Origin of the sequence: Parafrankia discariae, from assembly GCF_000373365.1 — a bacterium.
In the GTDB taxonomy this organism is placed as follows: domain Bacteria; phylum Actinomycetota; class Actinomycetes; order Frankiales; family Frankiaceae; genus Parafrankia; species Parafrankia discariae.
In genome coordinates this window covers 18,227-37,359 of record NZ_KB891243.1, presented here as the reverse complement: position 1 = coordinate 37,359, position 19,133 = coordinate 18,227, and the positions used below count along the sequence as shown (strand labels likewise).

The following is a 19,133-nucleotide window of genomic DNA, read 5'->3' as shown; positions in this document are numbered from 1 at the left end:
GACCCGGTCCTCGGACGTGAACGTCACCTCCGCGATCTTGCCTGGGGTCATGGCCTGCGCGGAGAGCAGGATCATCTGCGCCCGCCGCCACGTCACCACCGACCCCGACGAACGGCGCACGATCCGCAACAGCCGCTGCCCCTCGTCCGGATCGATCTCCCGGACCCGCACCCGTTCCGCCACACCACAGATCATCAGCCGGACAGCCAGGCCTCTGCGGGACCCGACCCGGCGCGCCCTCACAACGGGCAAACCTTCACGGATGCGGCACTAGTTCGTCGAGACGCTTGCGCACGGCGAGGCTTACCAGCTCGACGACGAAGCGTTCCCCGATCCGGACCTTGGCCGCACAGCGGCCGTTGCGCCCCTGGCAGTAGAGCCGCTTCCCGTTCGCGCCGTTCCCGGTCAGATTGTGCCCACAGGAGGCGCAGTAGACGAAACCGGCCAGCACGCGCCGAACCTTCTCGGCGTTGGTGTTGGTCCGCCGCGATGCGTCGGTCGGGATCGCCCGAATCTGCTCCCAGGTGTCGACATCCAGGATCGCGGGCCACTGTGCTTCGCCCATGACCGCGATGGTTCCCGTGCAGCGGCGGGTGGCGCGGGTCTGGTAGCCGCGCATGCCGATCAACCGCGGGTTGATCATCATCTCCTTGAGTGTGGTCGGGTCCCACGGACGACCGGTCACGGTCGCCACGCCTTCGCGCGTCGAGCTGGCGCGCGATGGCCCCCAACGGTATGCCTGCCAGCACATCGGCAGCGATGCGGCGGAGGACTGCGGCTTCTTCTGGGATGACCGCGTGGAAGTCCCGGATGGGCTTGCCAGCGTGGTCGGTGCCGACGATCGTCCCGTAGCCGAAGGCCCGGCGTCCGCCGTGGTGGCGGCCCTGCTCTGCCCGCTGCTGTGCGGCCCGTGCGACACGCTCCGCTGTGCGCTCGGCCTCTCCCGCGTCGATGGAAAAGATGATGTCTGTCATCATCCGGCCGTCGGCGGAGGTGAAATCCATGGTGTTGCCCCGGACCGGAATCAGCCGGACGTTGCGGGCCTTGAGCAGCTCGATCACGCGCATCCGGTCGGGCCGGTTACGCAGGAAGCGGTTCGACGTCCACGCGATCACCGCGTCGATCTCCCCGGCCTGCGCCATGGCGAGGATGCGTTCGAACTCCGGCCGGTAGTCCTTCGTGGCCGACAGGTCGTTGTCGGTCAGAACGTCGATCAGCTCGACGTCGTCACGCCGCGCGGCAAGATCCCGGATGTCCTCTTTCTGGCGGGTGACGCCGGCTTCCAGCCCTTCACGATCGTCGGAGATGCGGCGGTAGCCGATCGTGCGCAGCTTGCGAACCACCCCAGAACCGTACGCGGCGTCCCGATTGTCCGACCAGAGCGTGATGGTGGGCCTCACGCGGCCACGCTCCCCAGCTCGTGACCGCACTTCGCACAGTGGGAGCGATCGAAGATGCCGGGGATGTGCGGGCAGGGAACGAGCGTCAACCGCTTTCCCGCAGGCCACGCGCGGCAGGTCTTCGCGGAGAGATCGAACGGGAGGTAGTAGACGATGGCCCCGCCATCGTCGAGACGAGAGAGGTAGTCGACCCAGCCCAGCGACGTGGGCACGCCAAGCCGGAGATCGGCAACATCGACCGTGACGGGGGCCTCGTCCTGCGGCGCTGTCTCCCCGGAGGGGGCCTCATCCAGCGCGACACCGTGCGTCCCGCGTCGGTCAGGACGTATGCGAGGATGGTGACGGTGCCGTCGTGAAGGCTCGGGTCTCCCGCTGGCTCCCTGACGACCCAACCGCGACGCTCGATCGCCTCGAAGGTGTTCCAGCGGATGCGGACGGGAGCGCAGTCCCGCTCCCCGTAGTAGCCGTGACCGAAGCTGTCGGCCCGGTAGTACAGAACACCCGCGTGGGCGAAGGTCAGCGCACGGCGCTGAGGGTCCGACAGCCGCGGGGCCTTACTGGTGTGCGCATCCATGGGGTCGACGGGTCGTTGTCGACGTAGAGCACGCGCGCCGCCGGTTCGAACCGCTGGGCGGTCTCGTGCAGGCTCGGGTTGGTGGGGATGCCGGTGCCGATGTCCAGGAACTGGGTCACCCCGGCCGTCGCCGTCACGTGCGCGACCGCCCGGTGCAGGAACGCCCGGTTCTGCCGGGCGTAGAGCCGCAGGTTCGGGAAGGCCGCCAGCGCCTGCTCGGCCGTCTCCCGGTCCGCCGGGAAGTTGTCCTTCCCGCCCAGGTAGTAGTCGTGCATCCGGGCCGAGTGGGGATGTCGGTCCGCGGATCCGGCGGGCTCACGCTGGCGCTGACGAATCTGAGGAACGAGGTCCCGCCGGCCGCCCCGACCTCGGTGTCACCCATCGCCGCTGACCCCCCGCTTTCGGTCGCGGAACCGTCCGATCGCCCTGTTGGCACCGACCTGCCCACCTGTCGGTGGGCCGGGAGAGGATGACCGCGTGGTCCCCGTCTCCCCTCCCGCCGGCACGCCGGCCGGCGCCGTGGCCGCGCTGCGGGCGGCCGGGGTGGGGCGGGGCGCCCTGGTGGCGGTGGTCCCGGTCTCGGGTGTCGGGGTGGCGCTGGCGTGCGCCGGTGCGGTCTGGGCCCGGCCCGCCGACCCCGCCGCCGTCCTGGCCGAGGTGGAACACGCCCTCCGCCCCCGGTGGGTCTGGTGGTCGGCGCACGGCACCGGGGCCCTGCTGGCCACGCCGGGCGCCGGCGGGGACGCGGCCACCGGCGCCGGTGGCGGGCGGGCTCCCCTCCCCGCCGTGTGCTGGGATCTCGCCGCGGCGCACCGCGTCCTGCACGGGGGGCACCGGGATGATCCGGCGGCGGTCTGGGCCGGCGCGCGCGGCCTGCCGCTCCCGCCCGCGCCGCCCCGGCCCCGCGCCGACGGCCAGCTCGACCTGCTCGCGCTGGTCGATCATCCGGGCGGCCCGGACGCCGGCGCGGCCGACGACCCGATCGGCCCGGACGGCCAGCTCCGGGCCGGCTGGGCCGAGGAGACGCTGCGCGGTGCCGGCCCGGGTGGCACCGGTGCCCGGCTGGCCCGGGCGGGCCGGCTCGCCCAGCTGGCCCTCACCGTCACGGCCACCCAGGAGGAGGCACTGCGCGCGCTGCCCGACCCGCGGGCCCGGCCGGCCGGGCTCCCGCTGGCCGTCCTGACCGCGCGGGCCGAGTCCGGCGCCGAGCTCCTCGCCCGCGAGCTGCGACGGGACGGCCTGCCGGTGGACCGCCAGACCGCCGAGGCGACGATCGCCGCCGCCGTCGGGCCCCGGCCGCACGGCGACGCCGCGATCACGGCGGCCCGGCGGGCCCGGGACGCCCCCGTCCTGCGCCATCTCGGTACGTCGGTCGACCTGCGTAACCCGGCGGCGGTGCGGTCCGCGCTCGCCACGGTGGGCATCGACGTGCCGGACACCCGCTCGGGCCGGCTGAGCGCGCTGCGCGGCGTGCACCCGGTCGTCGAGGCGCTGCTCACCTGGCGCAGGGCCGAGCGGATCGCGACGACCTACGGCTACCGGTGGCTCGACACCCATGTCGGCGCCGACGGCCGGCTGCGGGGCGAGTGGCACGGCAGCGACGGCGCCGCCGGCCGGATGACCGCGGCCGCCGGCCTGCACAACCTGCCGGCCGACCTGCGGGTCGTGGTGATCGCCGAGCCCGGGTACCGGTTCGTCCGGGCCGACCTCGGCCAGATCGAGCCGCGGGTGCTGGCCGTGGTCTCCGGCGACCCGGAGCTGACCCGGGCGACCCACCAGGACGATCTCTACGCCCCGGTCGCGGCCAGCCTCGGCGTCGACCGGCCGACGGCGAAGGTCGCGGTGCTCGCCGCGATGTACGGGCAGACGACCGGCGTCGCCGGCCAGGCCCTGCGGCAGATGCGCGAGACGTACCCGGTCGCGCTGGCGTACCTGGACGCCGCCGACGCCACGGGCCGGGCCGCCGCCCTGGGCCGGCCCGCGCCGAACCCGTCGGGCGCGACTCGACCGGCGTCGCCGGCGGCGCCAGCGCCGCTGCGGACGTTCGGCGGGCGGCGGATCCCGCTGCGGTTCGCCGCGGTCGGCGACGCCGCCGACGAGAACAGGGTGGGCACGGCCTGGGGCCGGTTCGCGCGCAACGCCGTCGTGCAGGGCGCGGCCGCCGAGCTGTTCAAGGCGTGGGCGGTGACGGTGCGCCAGTCGATCGCCCCGCTCGGCGGCGCGATCGTCCTCTGCCTGCACGACGAGCTGCTGCTGCACGTGCCGGCCGCGCGGGCGGAGGCGGCCGCGCAGGCGACCCGCCGGGCGCTGGACGCCACCGCCGGATACTGGGCCGCCGGCAGCGGCGTCCGTTTCGTCGTCGACATCGCGGTTGTCCGGCGGTGGTCCGATGCCAAGGGCTGACCGCCGCTCGCGGCGCACCGCAAGTCGGGATAAACCCTCCGCGACCTGGCACAGTGCCCGGCGAGGTGACCGGAAGGCGACTGTATGGCCTCGGCGCTGCGTTCCGGCCCGGTCTCACCCATGTGGGACGTTGGGGAGGTGACGAACTGCCCTTCGGCCCTGGTGCGACTCACGCCCGAGGCCACCTCGTGACCGCCTGGCGGCAGGTCCTCACCTCCCTGGCCTCCCTGCAGCGGCGGACTCGGAAGGCGCCGGGCCCGACACCGGGCGCGGCCCCCACCGGCCCGGGCCCGGCCCCCGCCCGCACCGAGCCGTGCCCGCATCCGGCCGACGCGCTCGTCACCCGCCGGGCCGGCTCGCTCAGCCGCACCATGGTCCAGACCTGCACGGCCTGCGGCGCCGAGTGGACGGCGCAGCCGTGACCCGCAGGCGGTGACCCGCACACGGTGATGGGCCGGACGGTGATGGGACACGCGGCGATGGAGCGTGCCGGTCTCAGAGCAGTGCGGCGATCTCAGCCCGGGTGGGCATGGAGACGGAGGCACCCGGGCGGGTCACCGCGATCGACGCCGCGGTGACCGCCACCCGCACCGCGCGCTCAAGACCCTGCCCGGCCGCCAGCACCGACGCCATGACCCCGGCGAGGGTGTCGCCGGCGGCCGTGGTGTCGACCGCTTCGACCTGGCGCGCGGGCACCTCCGCCAGCACGGCGCCACCGCGGGCCACGAGGACGCCGCGCGGGCCGCGGGTCATCACCACGGTTCCGGCGGTCCGGCTCAGCGCGCGGGCGGCAGCCGTCTCGTCGTCGGTCCCGGCCAGCTCGCAGGCCTCCGTCGCGTTGGGGACGAGGATGTCGACAAGCTCCAGCAGGTCCGCGGGGGCGGGCAGGACGGGCGCCGGGGTGAGCACCGTGGTGACACCGCTGGCACGGGCGGCTGCCAGGGCCTCCCCGACCAGGCCCAGCGGCCGCTCGAACTGCGTGACGAGAAGCCCGGACCGCGCGATCAGGTCGCGGGTGGCGTCGTCCAGGGCCATGACAGCATGGTTCGCTCCGGGGACGACGACGATGCTGTTCTCGCCTCCGTCGACGACGGAGACCGCCGCGACTCCCGTCGGTGCTCCGACCGTCGCCAGCGCCGCGGTGTCGATCCCGTCGGCGGCCAGCCGCGCGCGGAGCGCGGCCCCGAACTGGTCGTCGCCGACGGCTCCCGCGAACCGGACCCGGCCGCCCGCGCGGGCCGCCGCGACCGCCTGGTTGAGGCCCTTGCCCCCGGGGACGGCCGTGAACGAGGAGCCGAACAGCGTCTCGCCGGGGCGGGCCAGCCGCGGCTGGCGGACCACCAGGTCCATGTTCGCGCTGCCGAGGACGGCGATCGTCACCGAAGGTTGCCGCGGCACGGGGTGGCGGGTCGCCATACCGCGAGTGTCCCGGACGCCCCTGCCCCCTGAACACCCCCGGCCGGGCTCCAGGCCGAACCGGCTCCCAACCCCACCACCTGCATCACCATAAACGATCTATCGCGTATCCGGATCGGTTCGATCGCAACTCAACGCTGGACAGCATTCATATTCTCCACCATTCTGATGGACATGTCGGGGAACCTGGGCACGGGCGCGTACGGTCCGTGCACGGCGCGCGACGCCACACGGCGTCGGTACGCGACGCGCGTGCCAACCGCCCGGTCGGTGCTGACCCGTCGGCGGTTCGTCGATTTCGGTCTCCTCACCACCGCCTGCTGTCGCCCCCGCTGAGCGGCCCGCGACAGCCAGCCACACCACGACACGACGTCCGGCGCGTCGCAGCGGCCGGATCTGCCACCGGCACCGCCTGCCCGTCCCCTCGCTCCCGACTGTCCTGACCGTGTTCGCGCCGCGGCTGTGACGCGGATCGGCGCGCTCCGGCCCGTGGGCCTGATCCCGCCGATCCGCGGTCGGTCACCGGATGGCGCTCTCCGGTCCCGGGCATCGGCGCACCCGTGAGCCGGTCTGCCGGTTCCCCCGTCCACCCGGCCGCCGGCAGGCCTGTCTCTCCGTGCGTGGCCGCCGGCCGCGTTCCCGTCGATCACCCCTGACACCCGCCGCCGGCCCGACCTGGACCCGTCCAGGACCGCATCGGAGCCGTTCCGCGCGCGCCTGACCCGTCGCGCACCGGAACCGCCCGCGCACGTGAAGCTGCATCGAAAGGACCCTGGCATGACCAGTCCGACGGAGATCCCCGCGACCGCGTCCTCACAGGTCGAGTTCATCAGCCTGTCGCATCTCAACCCGTCGACCGAGCTGAATCCCGTGCCGAGCCGGGGCATCGACCTGCCGTACTTCCGCAGGTACGTTCGCTCGCTCGAGGAGGCGGGCTACAACTACACCCTGCTCCCCTACGGCTCGAACAGCGCCGACTCGTTCGTCATCGCCGCGGCCGTCGGCCAGCTCACCGAGAACCTCCGCCCGATCGTCGCGCTGCGGCCGAACACCACGATCCCGCAGGTGGGGGCGCAGAAGCTGGCCACCCTCGACCAGCTCACCGAGGGCCGCGCCGTCGTCCACCTGATCTCCGGCGGCAACGACGCCGAGCAGGCGCGGCACGGCGACTACCTGCCGAAGGACCGCCGCTACGCGCGCACCTCGGAGTACATCGACCTGCTGCGCCGGTCCTGGTCGGAGACCAGCCCGTTCAGCCACGAGGGCGAGTTCTACAAGTTCGACGAGTTCGGTCCGGGCTTCCGGCCGTACGGCGACACCATCCCGATCTCGATCGGCGGCCAGTCCGACGCCGCGTTCCAGGTCGGCGGGGCCAAGGCGGACATCTTCAGCTTCTGGGGCGAGCCGCTGGCCGACCTGCGCTCGGAGATCGACCGGGTCAACGCGATCGCCGCCGCGGCCGGGCGCACCGACCGGCCGCGCATCTGGGTGACCTTCCGCCCGATCATCGCCAAGACGGACGACCTCGCCTGGCGCAAGGCCTTCGACTACGTCGCGAAGATCGAGAAGACGTACAACGCGGGCGGTCATCCCGCGCGCTTCCTCACCGGCTCGCCGCAGAACGTCGGCTCGCAGCGCGCGCTGGAGTTCGCCCAGCGGGCCGAGGTCTACGACCGCGCGCTGTGGACCCGCACCGCGGCCGCGACCAACGCGGCCGGTGCCTCCACCGCCCTCGTCGGCAGCCCGGAGACGGTCGCCGCCGCCATCCTCGACTACGTCGACCAGGGTGCCAGTCTGGTCTCGATCCGTGGCTACGACACCCTCGCCGACGCCGTCGACTACGGCCGGCACATCCTGCCCCTCGTCCGCCAGGAGCTGGCGCACCGCGCCGCCACCGGGCAGCGCGGCACACTGCAGGACGCCCACCCCGGCGCCCTCGCCCCCAATTTCGACCCCGCCGCGCTGGCCGGCCCGCGATGACGACGGCGGTGCGCACCCCCGAGCTGATCCGCCCCGACCTGTCCCCGGAGGCGCTGGCGGCCGTCACGGACGAGATCGCCGCGGTCGCGCCGGCGTACGACCGCACGGGCGAGATCCCGGTCCGGGGCCTGGCGGCCGCGCACCGCGCCGGGCTGCTGACCGCGACCGTGGGCCCGCGGTACGGCGGGCCCGGCCTCGGGCTCGTGGACACCGCCCGCATCCTCGTCGCCCTCGGCGAGGGCGACGCGTCCGTCGCGCTGCTCGCCGCCAACAACCTCGGCACCCACCAGGCGCAGGCCGCGGCCGGCCACTGGCCCGAGGCGTACTACGCCGACTTCCTGCGCCGCAGCGCGGAGGGGCCGACGCTCGCCAACGCCGTCCGCGCCGAACCCGAGCTCGGCGCCCCGGCCCGCGGCGGCCTGCCGACGACGACGGCGACCCGCACCGCCGACGGCTGGGTGCTCAACGGCCACAAGGCGTACGCGACCGGCGGCACCGCGCTCGCCTACCACCTCGTGTGGGCGGTCGCCGACGAGCCCGCCGGCGACCCGGCGCATCCCCGCGTCGGCCACGTGATCGTCCCGGGCGACCTGCCCGGGATCGCCTGGGTCGACACGTGGGACCACCTCGGCCTGCGGGCGTCCAACACCCATGACGTCAGGTACGAGGACGTCCGGCTGCCGGTCGAGGCGTTCGTCGAGATCCCGCGCGGTCCCGACGGTGTGTACCGGGACCCGGCCGCGGCGGCGGGTATCGGCGGCTTCGGCCACCCGGCGCTCTACGTCGGCGTCGCCCGGGCGGCTCGCACCGCCTTCACGCGGTTCACCCGCGAGCGGGTGCCCACCGCCCTCGGCCGCCCGATCGCGACGACCGAACGCATCCAGGTCGTCGCGGGGGAGATCGACGCGCAGATCGCCCAGGCCGAGACCCTTCTGTTCGGCGCGCTCCTGCGCGCCGAGGCGGGCGACACCACGCACCTGCCGCAGCTGTCGCTGCTGAAGATCCAGATCGCCCGCTCGGCGATCGCCGCGGTCAACACCGCGGTCGCCGCGCTGGGCAACCCGGCGCTCACCCGGCACCAGCCGTTCGAGCGCCTGCTCCGCGACGTCCTGTGCGTGCGGGTCCACCCGCCGCAGGAGGACACCGCCCTGCTCGCCGCCGGCCGCCGGCTGCTCGGCCAGTAGTCCCGACGACAACCCGATCCCGTTCCATCCCTCGAGAAAGAAAAGAAACGAATCGATGAAACGACGCCTTCGCTCGCCCCGGCCCGGCCTCATCGCCACGGCCCTGGCCGTCACGGCCGCACTGGGCCTGAGCGCGTGCGGCTCCTCCGGTGACGACGGCGCCGCCAACGACATCGCCGGAGCGCCGGTCGCCGGCGGCACCCTGAAAGTCGCGTTCTTCCCGGACAACCCGACGTTCACCTGCCTCGACCCGTTCCAGACCTACTGGATCGAGCACCGCACCGTCATCCGCAACGTCGCCGACTCGCTGACCGACCAGGACCCCAAGACCGGCGAGATCAAGCCCTGGCTCGCCGAGAAGTGGGAGATCAGCGCGGACGGCAGGGAGTACACCTTCCACCTGCGTGACGGGGTCACGTTCAGCGACGGCACCCCGCTCGACGCCGCGGCGGTCAAGGCCAACTTCGACGGCGACAAGGCCGTCGTGGCGGAGACCGGGGGCACGGCCTACGGCGCCAGCTACATCCTCGGCTACGACCACAGCGAGGTCGTCGACCCGAGCACCGTCAAGATCGTCTTCTCGACGCCGAACGCCTCGTTCCTTCAGGCCACCTCGACGACCAACCTGGCGATCATCTCACCGGCCTCGTACCAGAAGACGAGCAAGGAGCGCTGCCTCGGCGGCTACATCGGCTCCGGCGCCTTCACCCTCGCCAGCTACAAGCCCAACGAGCTCACCGTCCTGAAGCGGCGGCCGGGCTACGCCTGGGGCTCGGCGCTGTCGGAGAACACCGGCGAGGCCCACCTCGACACCGTCGAGTTCAGCTATGTCGCCGAGGACAGCGTGCGCACCGGCAACCTGCTCAGCGGCGCCGTCGACATCGCCTGGCCGCGTAACCCGTTCACGGTCGAGGACCGCGAGCTGATCACGAAGTCGGGTGACACCGTGGAGTCCCGGCCGCTGCCGGGCCCGGCGTCGGTGTTCTTCCCCAACGTGACCGCGGGGCGCCCGCTGGCCGACCTCAACGTCCGCAAGGCGCTGTACAAGGCGTTCGACCTCGAGAGCTACGCCAAGACGGTGTTCGGCGCCGACTACCCGGTCGTCTCCGGCGCCTTCGACTCGACGACGCCGTACTTCGTGTCGCAGGCCGACAAGCTCCGCCACGACCCCGCGGGCGCGGGCAAGCTCCTCGACGAGGCCGGCTGGAAGCTCGGCCCCGACGGCTACCGCTACAAGGACAGCCAGAAGCTCACGCTGAAGACGCCGACCACCACGTTCAACGTCGGCGCCGAGCTCATCCAGGACCAGCTCAAGCAGGTCGGCATCGACCTCGTGCTCGACACCACGACGACGGCCGAGCTTCCCGCGAAGTACAAGAACGGCGACTACGACCTCGCCAGCAGCTACTTCACCCGGGCCGACCCGGGCGCGCTGCAGTTCATCCTCGACCCGGCCCACGCCAACTCCAAGGCACTCGCGACGAACGCGACGACCCCGGAGACCCTGACGGAGCTCACCGGGCTGTTCGCCAAGGCGGCGCAGACCACCGACCCGGAGACGATTAAGCAGGGCTACGCCGACCTGCAGAACCTGCTCATCGACCAGGGCGTGTCGTTCCCGCAGTTCGAGCGGGTGCAGTTCGCCGGGGTCAGCGGCCAGGTCCACGGCTTCGCCTTCACGTCGGAGAGCTTCTTGAAGCTCAACGACGTCTGGAAGCAGCAGTAGGAGAACTCTGATGACTCGGTACGTCCTCGGTCGGTTCGCCCAGGCGCTCGTCGTGCTCTGGGCGGCCTACACCGTGACCTTCGCGGTCCTCTACCTGCTGCCGAGCGATCCGGTCGCCCTGCAACTGGGAGCGGCGGGGATCGAGACCGACAGCCTCACTCCCGCCCAGCTGCACGCCGCGATGGCCCAGTACGGCCTGGACCGTCCGGTGCTGAACCAGTACTTCTCCCACCTGTGGGGCTTCCTGCACGGAGACTTCGGTGACTCGATCTCCAAGCAGCAGCCGGTCGCCGACCTCATCGGCGACCGGCTGGGCCCCACGGTCGCGCTGAGCATCGCCGCCGCCGCCCTCTCGCTGGTGGGCGGGCTGGGGCTGGCCTACCTGGCCGCCTACGTGCGGTGGCGGCCGGCGCGGCTGTTCCTGACCCGGCTGCCCTCGTTCGGGGCTTCCTTCCCCCAGTTCTTCATCGCGCTGCTGCTGATCCAGCTGCTGTCGTTCAACCTCGGCTGGCTGCCGGCCACCGGGGTGAAGGGCTGGAAGTCGCTGGTGATGCCGACCATCACGATCTCGCTGCTGACGGCGTCGATGCTCGCGCAGGTGCTGATGCGCAGCTTCGACGACACGCTCCGCCAGCCCTACATCGTGACGGCACGCGCGAAGGGCCTCTCCCGGGCGGCGGTGCAGTGGCGGCACGGCTTCCGCAACGCGCTGCTGCCCGCCCTGACCATCCTCGGCGTCCTGGTCGGCCTGACCGTCACCAGCGCGATCGTCGTCGAGACGGTGTTCTCCCGCAACGGCCTCGGCAAGCTCGCCCAGGAGGCGGTGCTGGCCCAGGACGTCCCGGTCGTGCTCGCGATCGTCTCGCTGGCGGCCGCCGTCTTCGTCTTCGTCAACCTCCTGGTCGATCTGCTCTATCCGTTGCTGGACCCCCGCATCGTGCAGGGCGGCCGGCGGAAGGTGGCCTCATCGTGACCGTCTCGGCTACCCACCTCGCCGGTCCGGCCGCCGGCCCCGGCCCGGCCATCTCTCAGTCGGATCCGGCCGGCAGCGGACCGATCCCGGCCGGCACCGCCACCGCCACGGCCCCGGCCGGCACCGGAGCCGGCACCGTCGCCGGCGAGACACTGCTCGACGAGTCCCAGCCCGGTGGACGGCGCGCCAACCTCGCCGCGAGCCTGCGGACCCTCGGCTCCAGGCCGGGGTTCGTGATCGCGGTGCTGTTCATCGCCTTCGTGGTGGTGACGGCGTTCGCGCCGGGCCTGTTCACCTCGCACGACCCCTACGCGACCGCGCCGGCCGACCGGCTGGTCAGCCCGGGTCTCGGCCACCTGTTCGGCACCGACGAGCTCGGCCGCGACCTGTGGTCGCGCATGCTGCACGGCTCGGCGCTGACGATCAAGGCCACCCTGATCGCGCTCGGGATCGCGATCGTGGCCGGGCTCGCGCTCGGTGTGATCTCCGGCTTCTTCGGCGGCCTCGTCGACGCGGTGCTCATGCGGGGCGTCGACGTGCTGCTCGCCATCCCGAGCCTGCTGATGGCGCTGTCCATCGTCACCGCCCTGGGCTTCGGCACGGTGCCGGTGGCGGTCGCCGTCGGCGTCGGCATCGTGCCGGGATTCGCCCGGACCACCCGCGCCGAGGTGCTGCGGGTGAAGACCCTGCCCTACGTCGAGGCGGCGCGCGGCGGTGGGGCGTCCTGGCTGCGGGTGCTGCTGCGCCACGTGCTGCCGAACTCGTGGGGCCCGGTCGCGGTGCTCGCCGTCCTGGACACAGGCGTCGCGATCATCGCGATCGCGTCGCTGAGCTTCCTGGGCTTCGGCGCGGCGCCGCCGACCGCCGAGTGGGGCACCCTCATCTCCGCCGGCCGCAACTACCTCATCACCGCTCCGTGGGTCTCGCTGCTGCCCGGGCTGTTCGTCGCCATGACGGTGCTGAGCCTCAACCACATCTCGAAGACCCTCCAGGAGCTGGAGCGATGACCGCCCCGACAAGCCCATTGGCCAGCCCGCTGACAGACCCGTCGACGAATCCACCGACAGACCCGCTGGTGACGATCCGGGATCTCCACGTCGGCTACGTCCGGCGCCGCCGGACCACGCCCGCCGTGCGGGGCGTCGACCTGTCGGTCGGGTCCGGGGAGATCGTCGCCCTCGTCGGCGAGTCGGGCTCGGGCAAGTCCACGATCGCGAACACGATCATCGGTCTGCTGCCCGACAGCGCCCGGGTCACCGCCGGCAGCGTCCTGCTCCACACCGGTCCGGGCCCCGAGGACGGCCCGGGCGCCGTCGAGATCGTCGGGGCCCGGGAGAAGGTGCTGCGCGGGCTGCGCGGCCGGGTCGTCGGGCTCGTGCCGCAGGACCCGATGGTCGGGCTCAACCCCACCCGCCGCATCGGCGGGCAGGTCGCCGAGGCGATCCGGCTGCGCGGGGTGACCGGCGACGATCTCGACGCCGAGGTACTCGAGTTCCTCGAGCAGGCCGGCGTCGACAACCCGCGGCTGCGCGCCCGCCAGTACCCGCACGAACTGTCCGGTGGCCTGCGTCAGCGCGTGCTCATCGGGATCGCCCTGGCCGGCCGGCCCCGCCTGATCATCGCCGACGAGCCGACCAGCGCCCTCGACGTGACCGTGCAGCGCCGGATCCTCGACCACCTGGAGGGGCTCGTCCGCGAGTCCGGGATCTCGCTGCTGATCATCACCCACGACCTCGCCGTCGCCGCCGACCGCGGGGACCGCGTGGTCGTCCTGCAGGACGGGGAGATCGTCGAGCAGGGCCACCCGGGCGACATCCTGGTGAGCCCGGCGCGGGACTACACCAGGCGACTCATCGCCGCCGCGCCCGGCCTGGCCCACGGCGGCCAGATCGTGCCCCGCTTCCAGCTGCCGGCCGAGCAGGTCGCCACCCCCGACCCGGTGATCCGGCTGGAGAACGTCTCCAAGCGCTACCCGCTGCCGGGCCGGCAGGCCGGCTCGTTCCTCGCCCTGGACGGGGTGTCGGTCGAGGTGGCCCGCGGGCGCACGCACGCGCTCGTCGGCGAGTCCGGCTCCGGCAAGACCACGATGCTGCGCATCGCGTTCGGCTTCGAGCAGGCGACCGAGGGACGGGTCAGCCTCGACGGCGTCGACATCACCGGCCTGGGCTGGAAGCAGACCCGGTTGCTGCGCCGCAAGGTCCAGCTCGTCCACCAGAACCCGTACGCCTCGCTCGACCCGCGGTTCACCGTCGGGCAGAGCATCACCGAGCCGCTGGTGTCGTTCCGGATCGGCGACCGGCACACCCGCCGGGCCCGCGCGCTGGAACTGCTGGACCAGGTGGCGCTGCCCGGCTCCTACCTCGACCGGCTGCCGGCGGAGCTGTCCGGCGGCCAGCGCCAGCGGGTCGCCATCGCCCGCGCGCTCGCCCTCTCCCCCGAGCTGGTGCTGCTCGACGAACCGGTGTCGGCGCTCGACGTCTCCGTGCAGGAACAGATCCTCGCGCTGCTGACCGACCTGCAGGAACGCCTCGGCCTCAGCTACCTGTTCGTCTCGCACGACCTGGCCGTCGTCGCGCGGATCTCGCACACGGTGTCGGTGCTCAACCGGGGCCGGCAGGTCGAGTCCGGCTCCGTCGCGGCGGTGTTCGGCTCGCCGAGCAGCGAGTACACCCGGGAGCTGATCGACGCCGTACCCGGCCAGCGCGGCGCCACCCGCGCGCCCCGCCCCCGGGAGGATGTGCGGGAGGTCGCACCGGCCTGAGCGACGCGGGACCGGCCGCCTCCCCGCAAGCCCGTATCCTGGGATCCCCGCAGGTGTCCGGACATTCTGGCGCGCCACTTCGGCCGGAGTCCGGGTAGTTTCACGAGCGGCGTCGCGGATGACGTCACGGGTGAATCGCGGGCCGGGTGGCGAGCTGACAAGACCGTGTACAGATCGAACGGTCTTGAAAACGGGGGGAACAGTGCGGATCGGAAGGCTGCGCCTGCGGAGCGCGATGGTCTGTTCCGGGGTGGGGCTGGCACTGCTGGTCACCGCGTGCGGCGGGGGCGGCGCGGACGACGGGGCGGCCACGGCGAGCGCCTCCAGCGCCAGCGAGGTGCCGCACACCTGGGCAACCGACGTCCCGGACAGCCTGGCCGGGGGTTCGGCGACACCGGCCCCGGTGGTCACGGTGGCGGCCGCGGCGCCCACCGCGTCGGCCCCCGCCGATCCGCGTACCGGCATCATTCCCGCGGATTTCCCGTTTCCCCCGGGGGCGGAGGTGACCGTGTCCGACAACAAGCCGACCGACGCGACGCTCAACCTCGCCAAGGTCACCCCGGCCGCGACCCTGGCCTTCTACCAGCAGGCGCTGCCGGGCGTCGGTTACAAGTTCTTCCAGCAGGGCGGTTCCGACGGGAGAACGAAGCTGACCTTCACCGGGCGCGGCCAGAGCGTGCAGATCCTCGCCGGCGGCACCCGGACCCCCGACCTGGTCCTGGTCATCTTCACCCAGTGCACCAGCGCGGTGGACGGCGGCGGAGTCGACAGCCGCCGCAGCGACAGGGTGGCCTGCACCTGACAGTCGAAGATCACCGGCCGGGGCGGGCCCGGTCGATCCTGGTACCGGCAGGGCCTCCCTGAGCCGCGGCGCCGTGCCTACCCCGGGCGGGGTGGACAACCGGGAGCAGATCCGTGAGTTCCCGGCCTCGCGGCGGGCGAGGCTCACGGCGGGGCCGGCGGGGCCGCCCGGCGCCTCCGACGGGGTGCCGGACCCGATCGCCCGTGCCCCCAGCTCCAGCTCGACGAGGCATACTGGGGCACGCCGACCCGGCTGATCACGCCCCCCGCCCGGACCATGCCGAGGGCCTGGTCGTAGGCGTCCCGGTAGCCGACGGCCTCGAGCACCGCGTGGCTGCCGTCGCCGGCCGCGAAGAAGCCGCCGACGCGGCACGAGGTGCGCAGGCCCGCCCGGCAGAACTCACAGGTGCCAGGCGAACGGGGCGATGACCAGGCCGCCGGGGCGCGGCGTCGAGGCCTCGCCGCCCATCTCCTCCACGACGCCGACGAACTCGTGGCCCATCGGGATGCCCACCGGGGCCGGCCCGTGGCCCGCCCGCGAGGGACCGGCCACCGCGCCGCGTGCCTGCGCGCCGCGCGGTTCCAGCTAACAGGCTGGCACGCGCGGGTGGGAGTGCCTGCCCGACCGGGTACTGGCGGAACCCCCCTGGCCGGCCCGGACGGCGGCGCCGGCCGACGATATTCCGCGGCGCCTCCTATCGATTTGACCGACATGTGAACAGTGCGATCCATAGGCCATTTGCCACGCTTCTACGGTCCCACTAGGCTGGTGTCCGAAAACACCCGGACGATGGGCGTCCGAACACGAGGAGGGGTCTTTCTGATGGCACGCGAAATTATATCGCTCATCAACGTCTGGTGCGACAACGTCGGAAACCACGGCACGGAGAGGGTCGCCGCCACCAGGACCGCGATGCTCGCCTACGATGGCCGGCTGGTGCGGCTCGACGTGTGCGATGAATGCCGCGACGAAATAGCGTCCGTGCTCGGCGAGTACGCGGAGTACGGCGAGACGGTGCCCATCTCCCGCTCGGCCAAGATAGACACGGCGTGGACGGACGTGGAGAAGAACGACGCCATTACGACGGTGCCGCCGGAGAGCACTCCGAAACGCCCGACGCCGGCTCGTTCCCGGCTGCGCCGTCCGCACCAGTCGGCCTCCGCGTCCGCGGTCCGCGCGTGGCTGAGAGAACACGCCGAAGATCACGGGCTGCCGGTGCCCGAGCGGGGCTCGCGGCTGACCGGCGAGCTCAACGCCGCCTACGACCGCGGCCACGGCTGGGCCGAGACCGACGGGACCTGGCTGCCGGTCGCCGACCCGACGGCACCCGGCGACGCCACGGCGCCCAGCGAGGTGCCGACGGGGGCCCGGGAGACCGTCCCCGGGTGACCCCGCGGGCGGCCCGGCTCAGTCGCGGATCATCGCCTTCGTCCGCATGAGGAACTCGCCGAGATAGCGGTCGTGCGGGATACCCGGCCGGATCCAGTAGGTCGGGTGGTCGCCGACATAGACGTTGCTGATCGTCGGCTCCGCCACCAGCTCCTCCAGCAGCGCGTCGTCCGTGGTGATCGCGGTGAGCACCAGGGAGTTCCGCACCGGCCCGACACCGTCCGCCCGGCTCCACGGCGCCACCCAGACGCAGGGGAAGGGCAGTTCGACGCCGGCCTGGGGCGCGTCCGACCGGTCCAGCTGGAGCACCGCCGGGCGCAGGGCGGCGCTGCCGTCGCCGAGCTCGTCGGCCACGCCGTCGCCGCCCAGCAGCATCCGAGCGTCGCCGGCGTGGTCGAGCAGGTAATGCTCGACGGCGTTGGCGGCCGCGGCGCCCCACACCGGCAGGACGGCCTTCTCCTCCTCCGGTGGCAGGCTCGGGATGGCCGCCAGTCGCTCGGCGAGGGCCGCGGCGACCGGCGTCGGGTCACCGGCGACGAACACGGCGGTGGTGTTGACGCAGGCGGCCCCGCCCTCGTGGCTGACGGAGTCGACGACGACGTCGAGGTGGGCGCGCCAGTCCGGGTCGTCGAGCAGGATCTTGGCCCGGCCCGGGCCCTGCGTGAGCACCCGTGGGTCCCGGCCGTACCTGGCGACGACGTCGTCCCCGCCGTAGGCCAGCGCCAGCTCGGCGCCGTCGATGATCTCGTCGGCCACCCGGTGGTCGGTGGGCAGCAGCAGCACCGAGTCGTCCGGGAAGCCGGCCGCGCGCAGGGCGAGGACCAGCCGGTGCGGGGTGAACGGCTCCCGGCGCGACGGCCGGACGGCCACCCGGTAGCCGAGCGCGAGCGCCTCCAGCCACAGCGAGTGCACCGCCGGATGGTTGCCCGCCGCGTGCACCGCGAACACGTCGCCGCGCCGGGTCCACAGCGCCCGTCCCTGCCGGGTCAGCGGGTCGTGCCAGTCGTCGACGGCCGCGGCCGGCCGGGCGGCGTCGGCCGAGGTGTACGCCTCCTGGGCGGCGAGCGCGACTGTGTCGCCCGCGGCCCGCACGACCGAGATCGGCAGGCCGCACACCCGGCTGACCGTGTGCTCGTACTCGTCGCGGGACATCCCGTCGATGACGCCGGTGGCGAAGATCTGGCCGGCGTGGGCGAGCGCGGCCGCGCGGCGGTCCGCCGCCACGGTGCCGGCCCGGTGCAGGGCGGCCATCCCGCGCCGCACGAACAGACTCGGGACCAGGCTCAGCTCGGCGACGGGCCGCCCGGTGACGTCGGGGATCAGCTCCCGGTTGCGCGCCCGGTACGGGCCGGCCGGGCCGAGCGCGTCGAGCTGGATCAGGTCGGCCATCAGTAGACCCCCTCGATGAGCGTCTCGTCGCCGAAGACCGCCACCGGGCCGACGTCCGCGACCGAGTCCCCCATCTGGCCGGGCGGCGGTTCGATCCGGATCGCCAGGTCACGTTCGAGGTTGTTGGGCAGCAGGGCGTTCCGACTGATGTGGTTCATGATCACCTGGCCGCGCTCACCGTACTCGACCGGGCGGCGGGTGTCCGGGTCGACGACCTGGAAGGAGATGTACGGCGAGTACGGGTCGAAGACACACGGGTCGTCGTCGGCGAGGCCGATCCGCTCGGTCGCCCCGCCGAGCACCATCGTGCTGCCGTACACGCCGTAGAGCTGGATCTCGGGGAAGACCTCGTCCCGCAGGATCGACCGGGTGTCGGCGTCCAGATGGGCGCCACCCCAGGAGATCACCCGCACGTGCTCGTTGACGAGCTTCACCAGGTCGTCGCGGCGCGCGAGCCGCTCCAGCAGCGGCGGTGTCGTCACGAGCACCCCGATGTCCTGGGTGCCGAGGATGTGGGCGGCCTGGTCGATCACATGCTCGGCGTAGCGTTCGGCCTCCTCGGGACGACCGTCCGCGAGCACCTTGCGGACCCAGCGCGGATCGAGGTCGACGGTGAAGCGGACCGAGCCGCGCCGCCGCGCCTGCCGGCCGACGAACTCGCCGAACACGTGCGGGCCGCTCGGCGCGACGGCCAGCCAGCCGACGCCGTCCGGGACGCCGCGCCGGTCGCTGTGCTCCTGCGCGTTCGCCACCAGACGCCGCATCCAGTCCTCCAGGACGACCACCCGCTTGGGGGGCCCGGTCGTCCCGCCGCTCTCGTAGACACCGACCACGTCCGGGTGCGGCCCGTAGCCGCGCGGGATCAGATCCGCCACCCGGACCTCGCGCAGCTGGTTCACCACATTGGGGAAGCGGGCGAGGTCGGCGAAGGTGCGCACGTCGCGGAGCGGATCGAAGTCGAGGGCCTCCGCGGTCCGCAGCCAGAACGGCGACCCCGTCTCCGGCGAGAAATGCCAGCGCATGGCCGCCTGGATGAGCGCGTCCGGCTCCGGCTCGGCCCCGTAGGGGGCGTCCAGCACGGGATCGGGCGCCAGTACGGCATCGGAATGATGCGACATTCGGTCCTCCTCCAGCGT

15 protein-coding genes and 3 pseudogenes are annotated in these 19,133 nt (G+C 73.1%); 10 read left to right on the top strand and 8 right to left on the bottom strand.

Going from position 1 to position 19,133, the window contains the following annotated elements; translation table 11 throughout:
- The 4 genes and pseudogenes from B056_RS0126090 to B056_RS39720 form a co-directional block, all read right to left on the bottom strand.
- Positions 1–183 (bottom strand): annotated as a pseudogene (locus B056_RS0126090) (IS630 family transposase); the annotation flags it as partial.
- 73 nt (positions 184–256) lie between these two features.
- Positions 257–646, bottom strand: a complete 390-nt coding sequence (locus B056_RS44795; RefSeq protein ID WP_230203193.1) for a zinc ribbon domain-containing protein — start codon at positions 644–646, stop codon at positions 257–259.
- A 292-nt stretch (positions 647–938) separates the two neighbouring features.
- A pseudogene (locus B056_RS44790) lies at positions 939–1,343 on the bottom strand (recombinase family protein); the annotation flags it as partial.
- A gap of 573 nt (positions 1,344–1,916) precedes the next feature.
- A complete protein-coding gene (locus B056_RS39720) occupies positions 1,917–2,249 on the bottom strand; it encodes an SAM-dependent methyltransferase (RefSeq protein WP_018504795.1) in 333 nt (110 codons plus the stop codon).
- A 202-nt stretch (positions 2,250–2,451) separates the two neighbouring features.
- Here B056_RS39720 and B056_RS0126060 point away from each other — a divergent pair, with 202 nt between their 5' ends.
- Together B056_RS0126060 and B056_RS0126055 are read left to right on the top strand one after the other, a co-directional pair.
- Positions 2,452–4,377: a DNA polymerase gene (locus B056_RS0126060; protein WP_018504794.1), complete on the top strand. Its 1,926-nt coding sequence runs from the start codon at positions 2,452–2,454 to the stop codon at positions 4,375–4,377.
- A gap of 188 nt (positions 4,378–4,565) precedes the next feature.
- Positions 4,566–4,799, top strand: a complete 234-nt coding sequence (locus B056_RS0126055; protein WP_018504793.1) for a hypothetical protein — start codon at positions 4,566–4,568, stop codon at positions 4,797–4,799.
- A 73-nt stretch (positions 4,800–4,872) separates the two neighbouring features.
- Here the strand turns inward: B056_RS0126055 and B056_RS0126050 are convergent, their stop codons facing one another.
- Positions 4,873–5,793 carry a ribokinase gene (locus B056_RS0126050; RefSeq protein ID WP_018504792.1) on the bottom strand — a complete coding sequence of 307 codons (921 nt, stop codon included), beginning with the start codon at positions 5,791–5,793 and terminating at the stop codon, positions 4,873–4,875.
- Positions 5,794–6,570: 777 nt separating this feature from the next.
- On the opposite strand from B056_RS0126050, the gene B056_RS0126040 reads away from it, so the two are divergent.
- The 7 genes from B056_RS0126040 to B056_RS0126010 all read left to right on the top strand — a co-directional run bounded on the left by B056_RS0126040 (position 6,571) and on the right by B056_RS0126010 (position 15,219).
- Positions 6,571–7,773 (top strand): LLM class flavin-dependent oxidoreductase, encoded by a 1,203-nt coding sequence (locus B056_RS0126040; RefSeq protein ID WP_018504791.1) that lies wholly within the window; start codon positions 6,571–6,573, stop codon positions 7,771–7,773.
- Positions 7,770–8,957 (top strand): acyl-CoA dehydrogenase family protein, encoded by a 1,188-nt coding sequence (locus B056_RS0126035; protein WP_018504790.1) that lies wholly within the window; start codon positions 7,770–7,772, stop codon positions 8,955–8,957. The genes B056_RS0126040 and B056_RS0126035 overlap by 4 nt, the downstream gene beginning before the upstream one ends.
- 55 nt (positions 8,958–9,012) lie before the next feature.
- The gene (locus B056_RS0126030; RefSeq protein ID WP_018504789.1) at positions 9,013–10,683 is read left to right on the top strand and encodes an ABC transporter substrate-binding protein; all 1,671 of its coding nucleotides are present in this window, start codon (positions 9,013–9,015) and stop codon (positions 10,681–10,683) included.
- 10 nt (positions 10,684–10,693) lie between these two features.
- A complete protein-coding gene (locus tag B056_RS0126025; RefSeq protein ID WP_018504788.1) occupies positions 10,694–11,656 on the top strand; it encodes an ABC transporter permease in 963 nt (320 codons plus the stop codon).
- Positions 11,653–12,663, top strand: coding sequence for an ABC transporter permease (locus B056_RS0126020; RefSeq protein ID WP_018504787.1), 1,011 nt, complete (start codon positions 11,653–11,655; stop codon positions 12,661–12,663). Before B056_RS0126025 ends, B056_RS0126020 begins: the two co-directional genes overlap by 4 nt.
- Positions 12,660–14,417 (top strand): ATP-binding cassette domain-containing protein, encoded by a 1,758-nt coding sequence (locus B056_RS0126015; RefSeq protein WP_035752855.1) that lies wholly within the window; start codon positions 12,660–12,662, stop codon positions 14,415–14,417. Before B056_RS0126020 ends, B056_RS0126015 begins: the two co-directional genes overlap by 4 nt.
- 202 nt (positions 14,418–14,619) lie before the next feature.
- Positions 14,620–15,219, top strand: a complete 600-nt coding sequence (locus B056_RS0126010; RefSeq protein WP_018504785.1) for a hypothetical protein — start codon at positions 14,620–14,622, stop codon at positions 15,217–15,219.
- Positions 15,220–15,401: 182 nt separating this feature from the next.
- Here the strand turns inward: B056_RS0126010 and B056_RS46205 are convergent.
- Positions 15,402–15,735: pseudogene (locus tag B056_RS46205) on the bottom strand (alcohol dehydrogenase catalytic domain-containing protein); the annotation flags it as partial.
- A gap of 306 nt (positions 15,736–16,041) precedes the next feature.
- On the opposite strand from B056_RS46205, the gene B056_RS0126000 reads away from it, so the two are divergent.
- Positions 16,042–16,608 carry a hypothetical protein gene (locus B056_RS0126000; protein ID WP_018504784.1) on the top strand — a complete coding sequence of 189 codons (567 nt, stop codon included), beginning with the start codon at positions 16,042–16,044 and terminating at the stop codon, positions 16,606–16,608.
- Positions 16,609–16,626: 18 nt separating this feature from the next.
- On the opposite strand, the gene B056_RS0125995 is transcribed toward B056_RS0126000, so the two are convergent.
- Both B056_RS0125995 and B056_RS0125990 read right to left on the bottom strand, forming a co-directional pair.
- Complete coding sequence (locus tag B056_RS0125995) at positions 16,627–17,997, bottom strand: aldehyde dehydrogenase family protein (protein WP_018504783.1); 1,371 nt, start codon at positions 17,995–17,997, stop codon at positions 16,627–16,629.
- Positions 17,997–19,115: an AMP-binding protein gene (locus B056_RS0125990; RefSeq protein WP_018504782.1), complete on the bottom strand. Its 1,119-nt coding sequence runs from the start codon at positions 19,113–19,115 to the stop codon at positions 17,997–17,999. The genes B056_RS0125995 and B056_RS0125990 overlap by 1 nt, the downstream gene beginning before the upstream one ends.
- Positions 19,116–19,133: the final 18 nt, after the last annotated feature.

Coding starts and splice junctions, on each gene's coding strand:
- B056_RS44795 (WP_230203193.1), bottom strand. CDS start 646: ATGATGATCAACCCGCGGTTGATCGGCATGCGCGGCTACCAGACCCGC.
- B056_RS39720 (WP_018504795.1), bottom strand. CDS start 2,249: ATGCACGACTACTACCTGGGCGGGAAGGACAACTTCCCGGCGGACCGG.
- B056_RS0126050 (WP_018504792.1), bottom strand. CDS start 5,793: ATGGCGACCCGCCACCCCGTGCCGCGGCAACCTTCGGTGACGATCGCC.
- B056_RS0126040 (WP_018504791.1), top strand. CDS start 6,571: ATGACCAGTCCGACGGAGATCCCCGCGACCGCGTCCTCACAGGTCGAG.
- B056_RS0126035 (WP_018504790.1), top strand. CDS start 7,770: ATGACGACGGCGGTGCGCACCCCCGAGCTGATCCGCCCCGACCTGTCC.
- B056_RS0126030 (WP_018504789.1), top strand. CDS start 9,013: ATGAAACGACGCCTTCGCTCGCCCCGGCCCGGCCTCATCGCCACGGCC.
- B056_RS0126025 (WP_018504788.1), top strand. CDS start 10,694: ATGACTCGGTACGTCCTCGGTCGGTTCGCCCAGGCGCTCGTCGTGCTC.
- B056_RS0126015 (WP_035752855.1), top strand. CDS start 12,660: ATGACCGCCCCGACAAGCCCATTGGCCAGCCCGCTGACAGACCCGTCG.
- B056_RS0126000 (WP_018504784.1), top strand. CDS start 16,042: ATGGCACGCGAAATTATATCGCTCATCAACGTCTGGTGCGACAACGTC.
- B056_RS0125995 (WP_018504783.1), bottom strand. CDS start 17,997: ATGGCCGACCTGATCCAGCTCGACGCGCTCGGCCCGGCCGGCCCGTAC.
- B056_RS0125990 (WP_018504782.1), bottom strand. CDS start 19,115: ATGTCGCATCATTCCGATGCCGTACTGGCGCCCGATCCCGTGCTGGAC.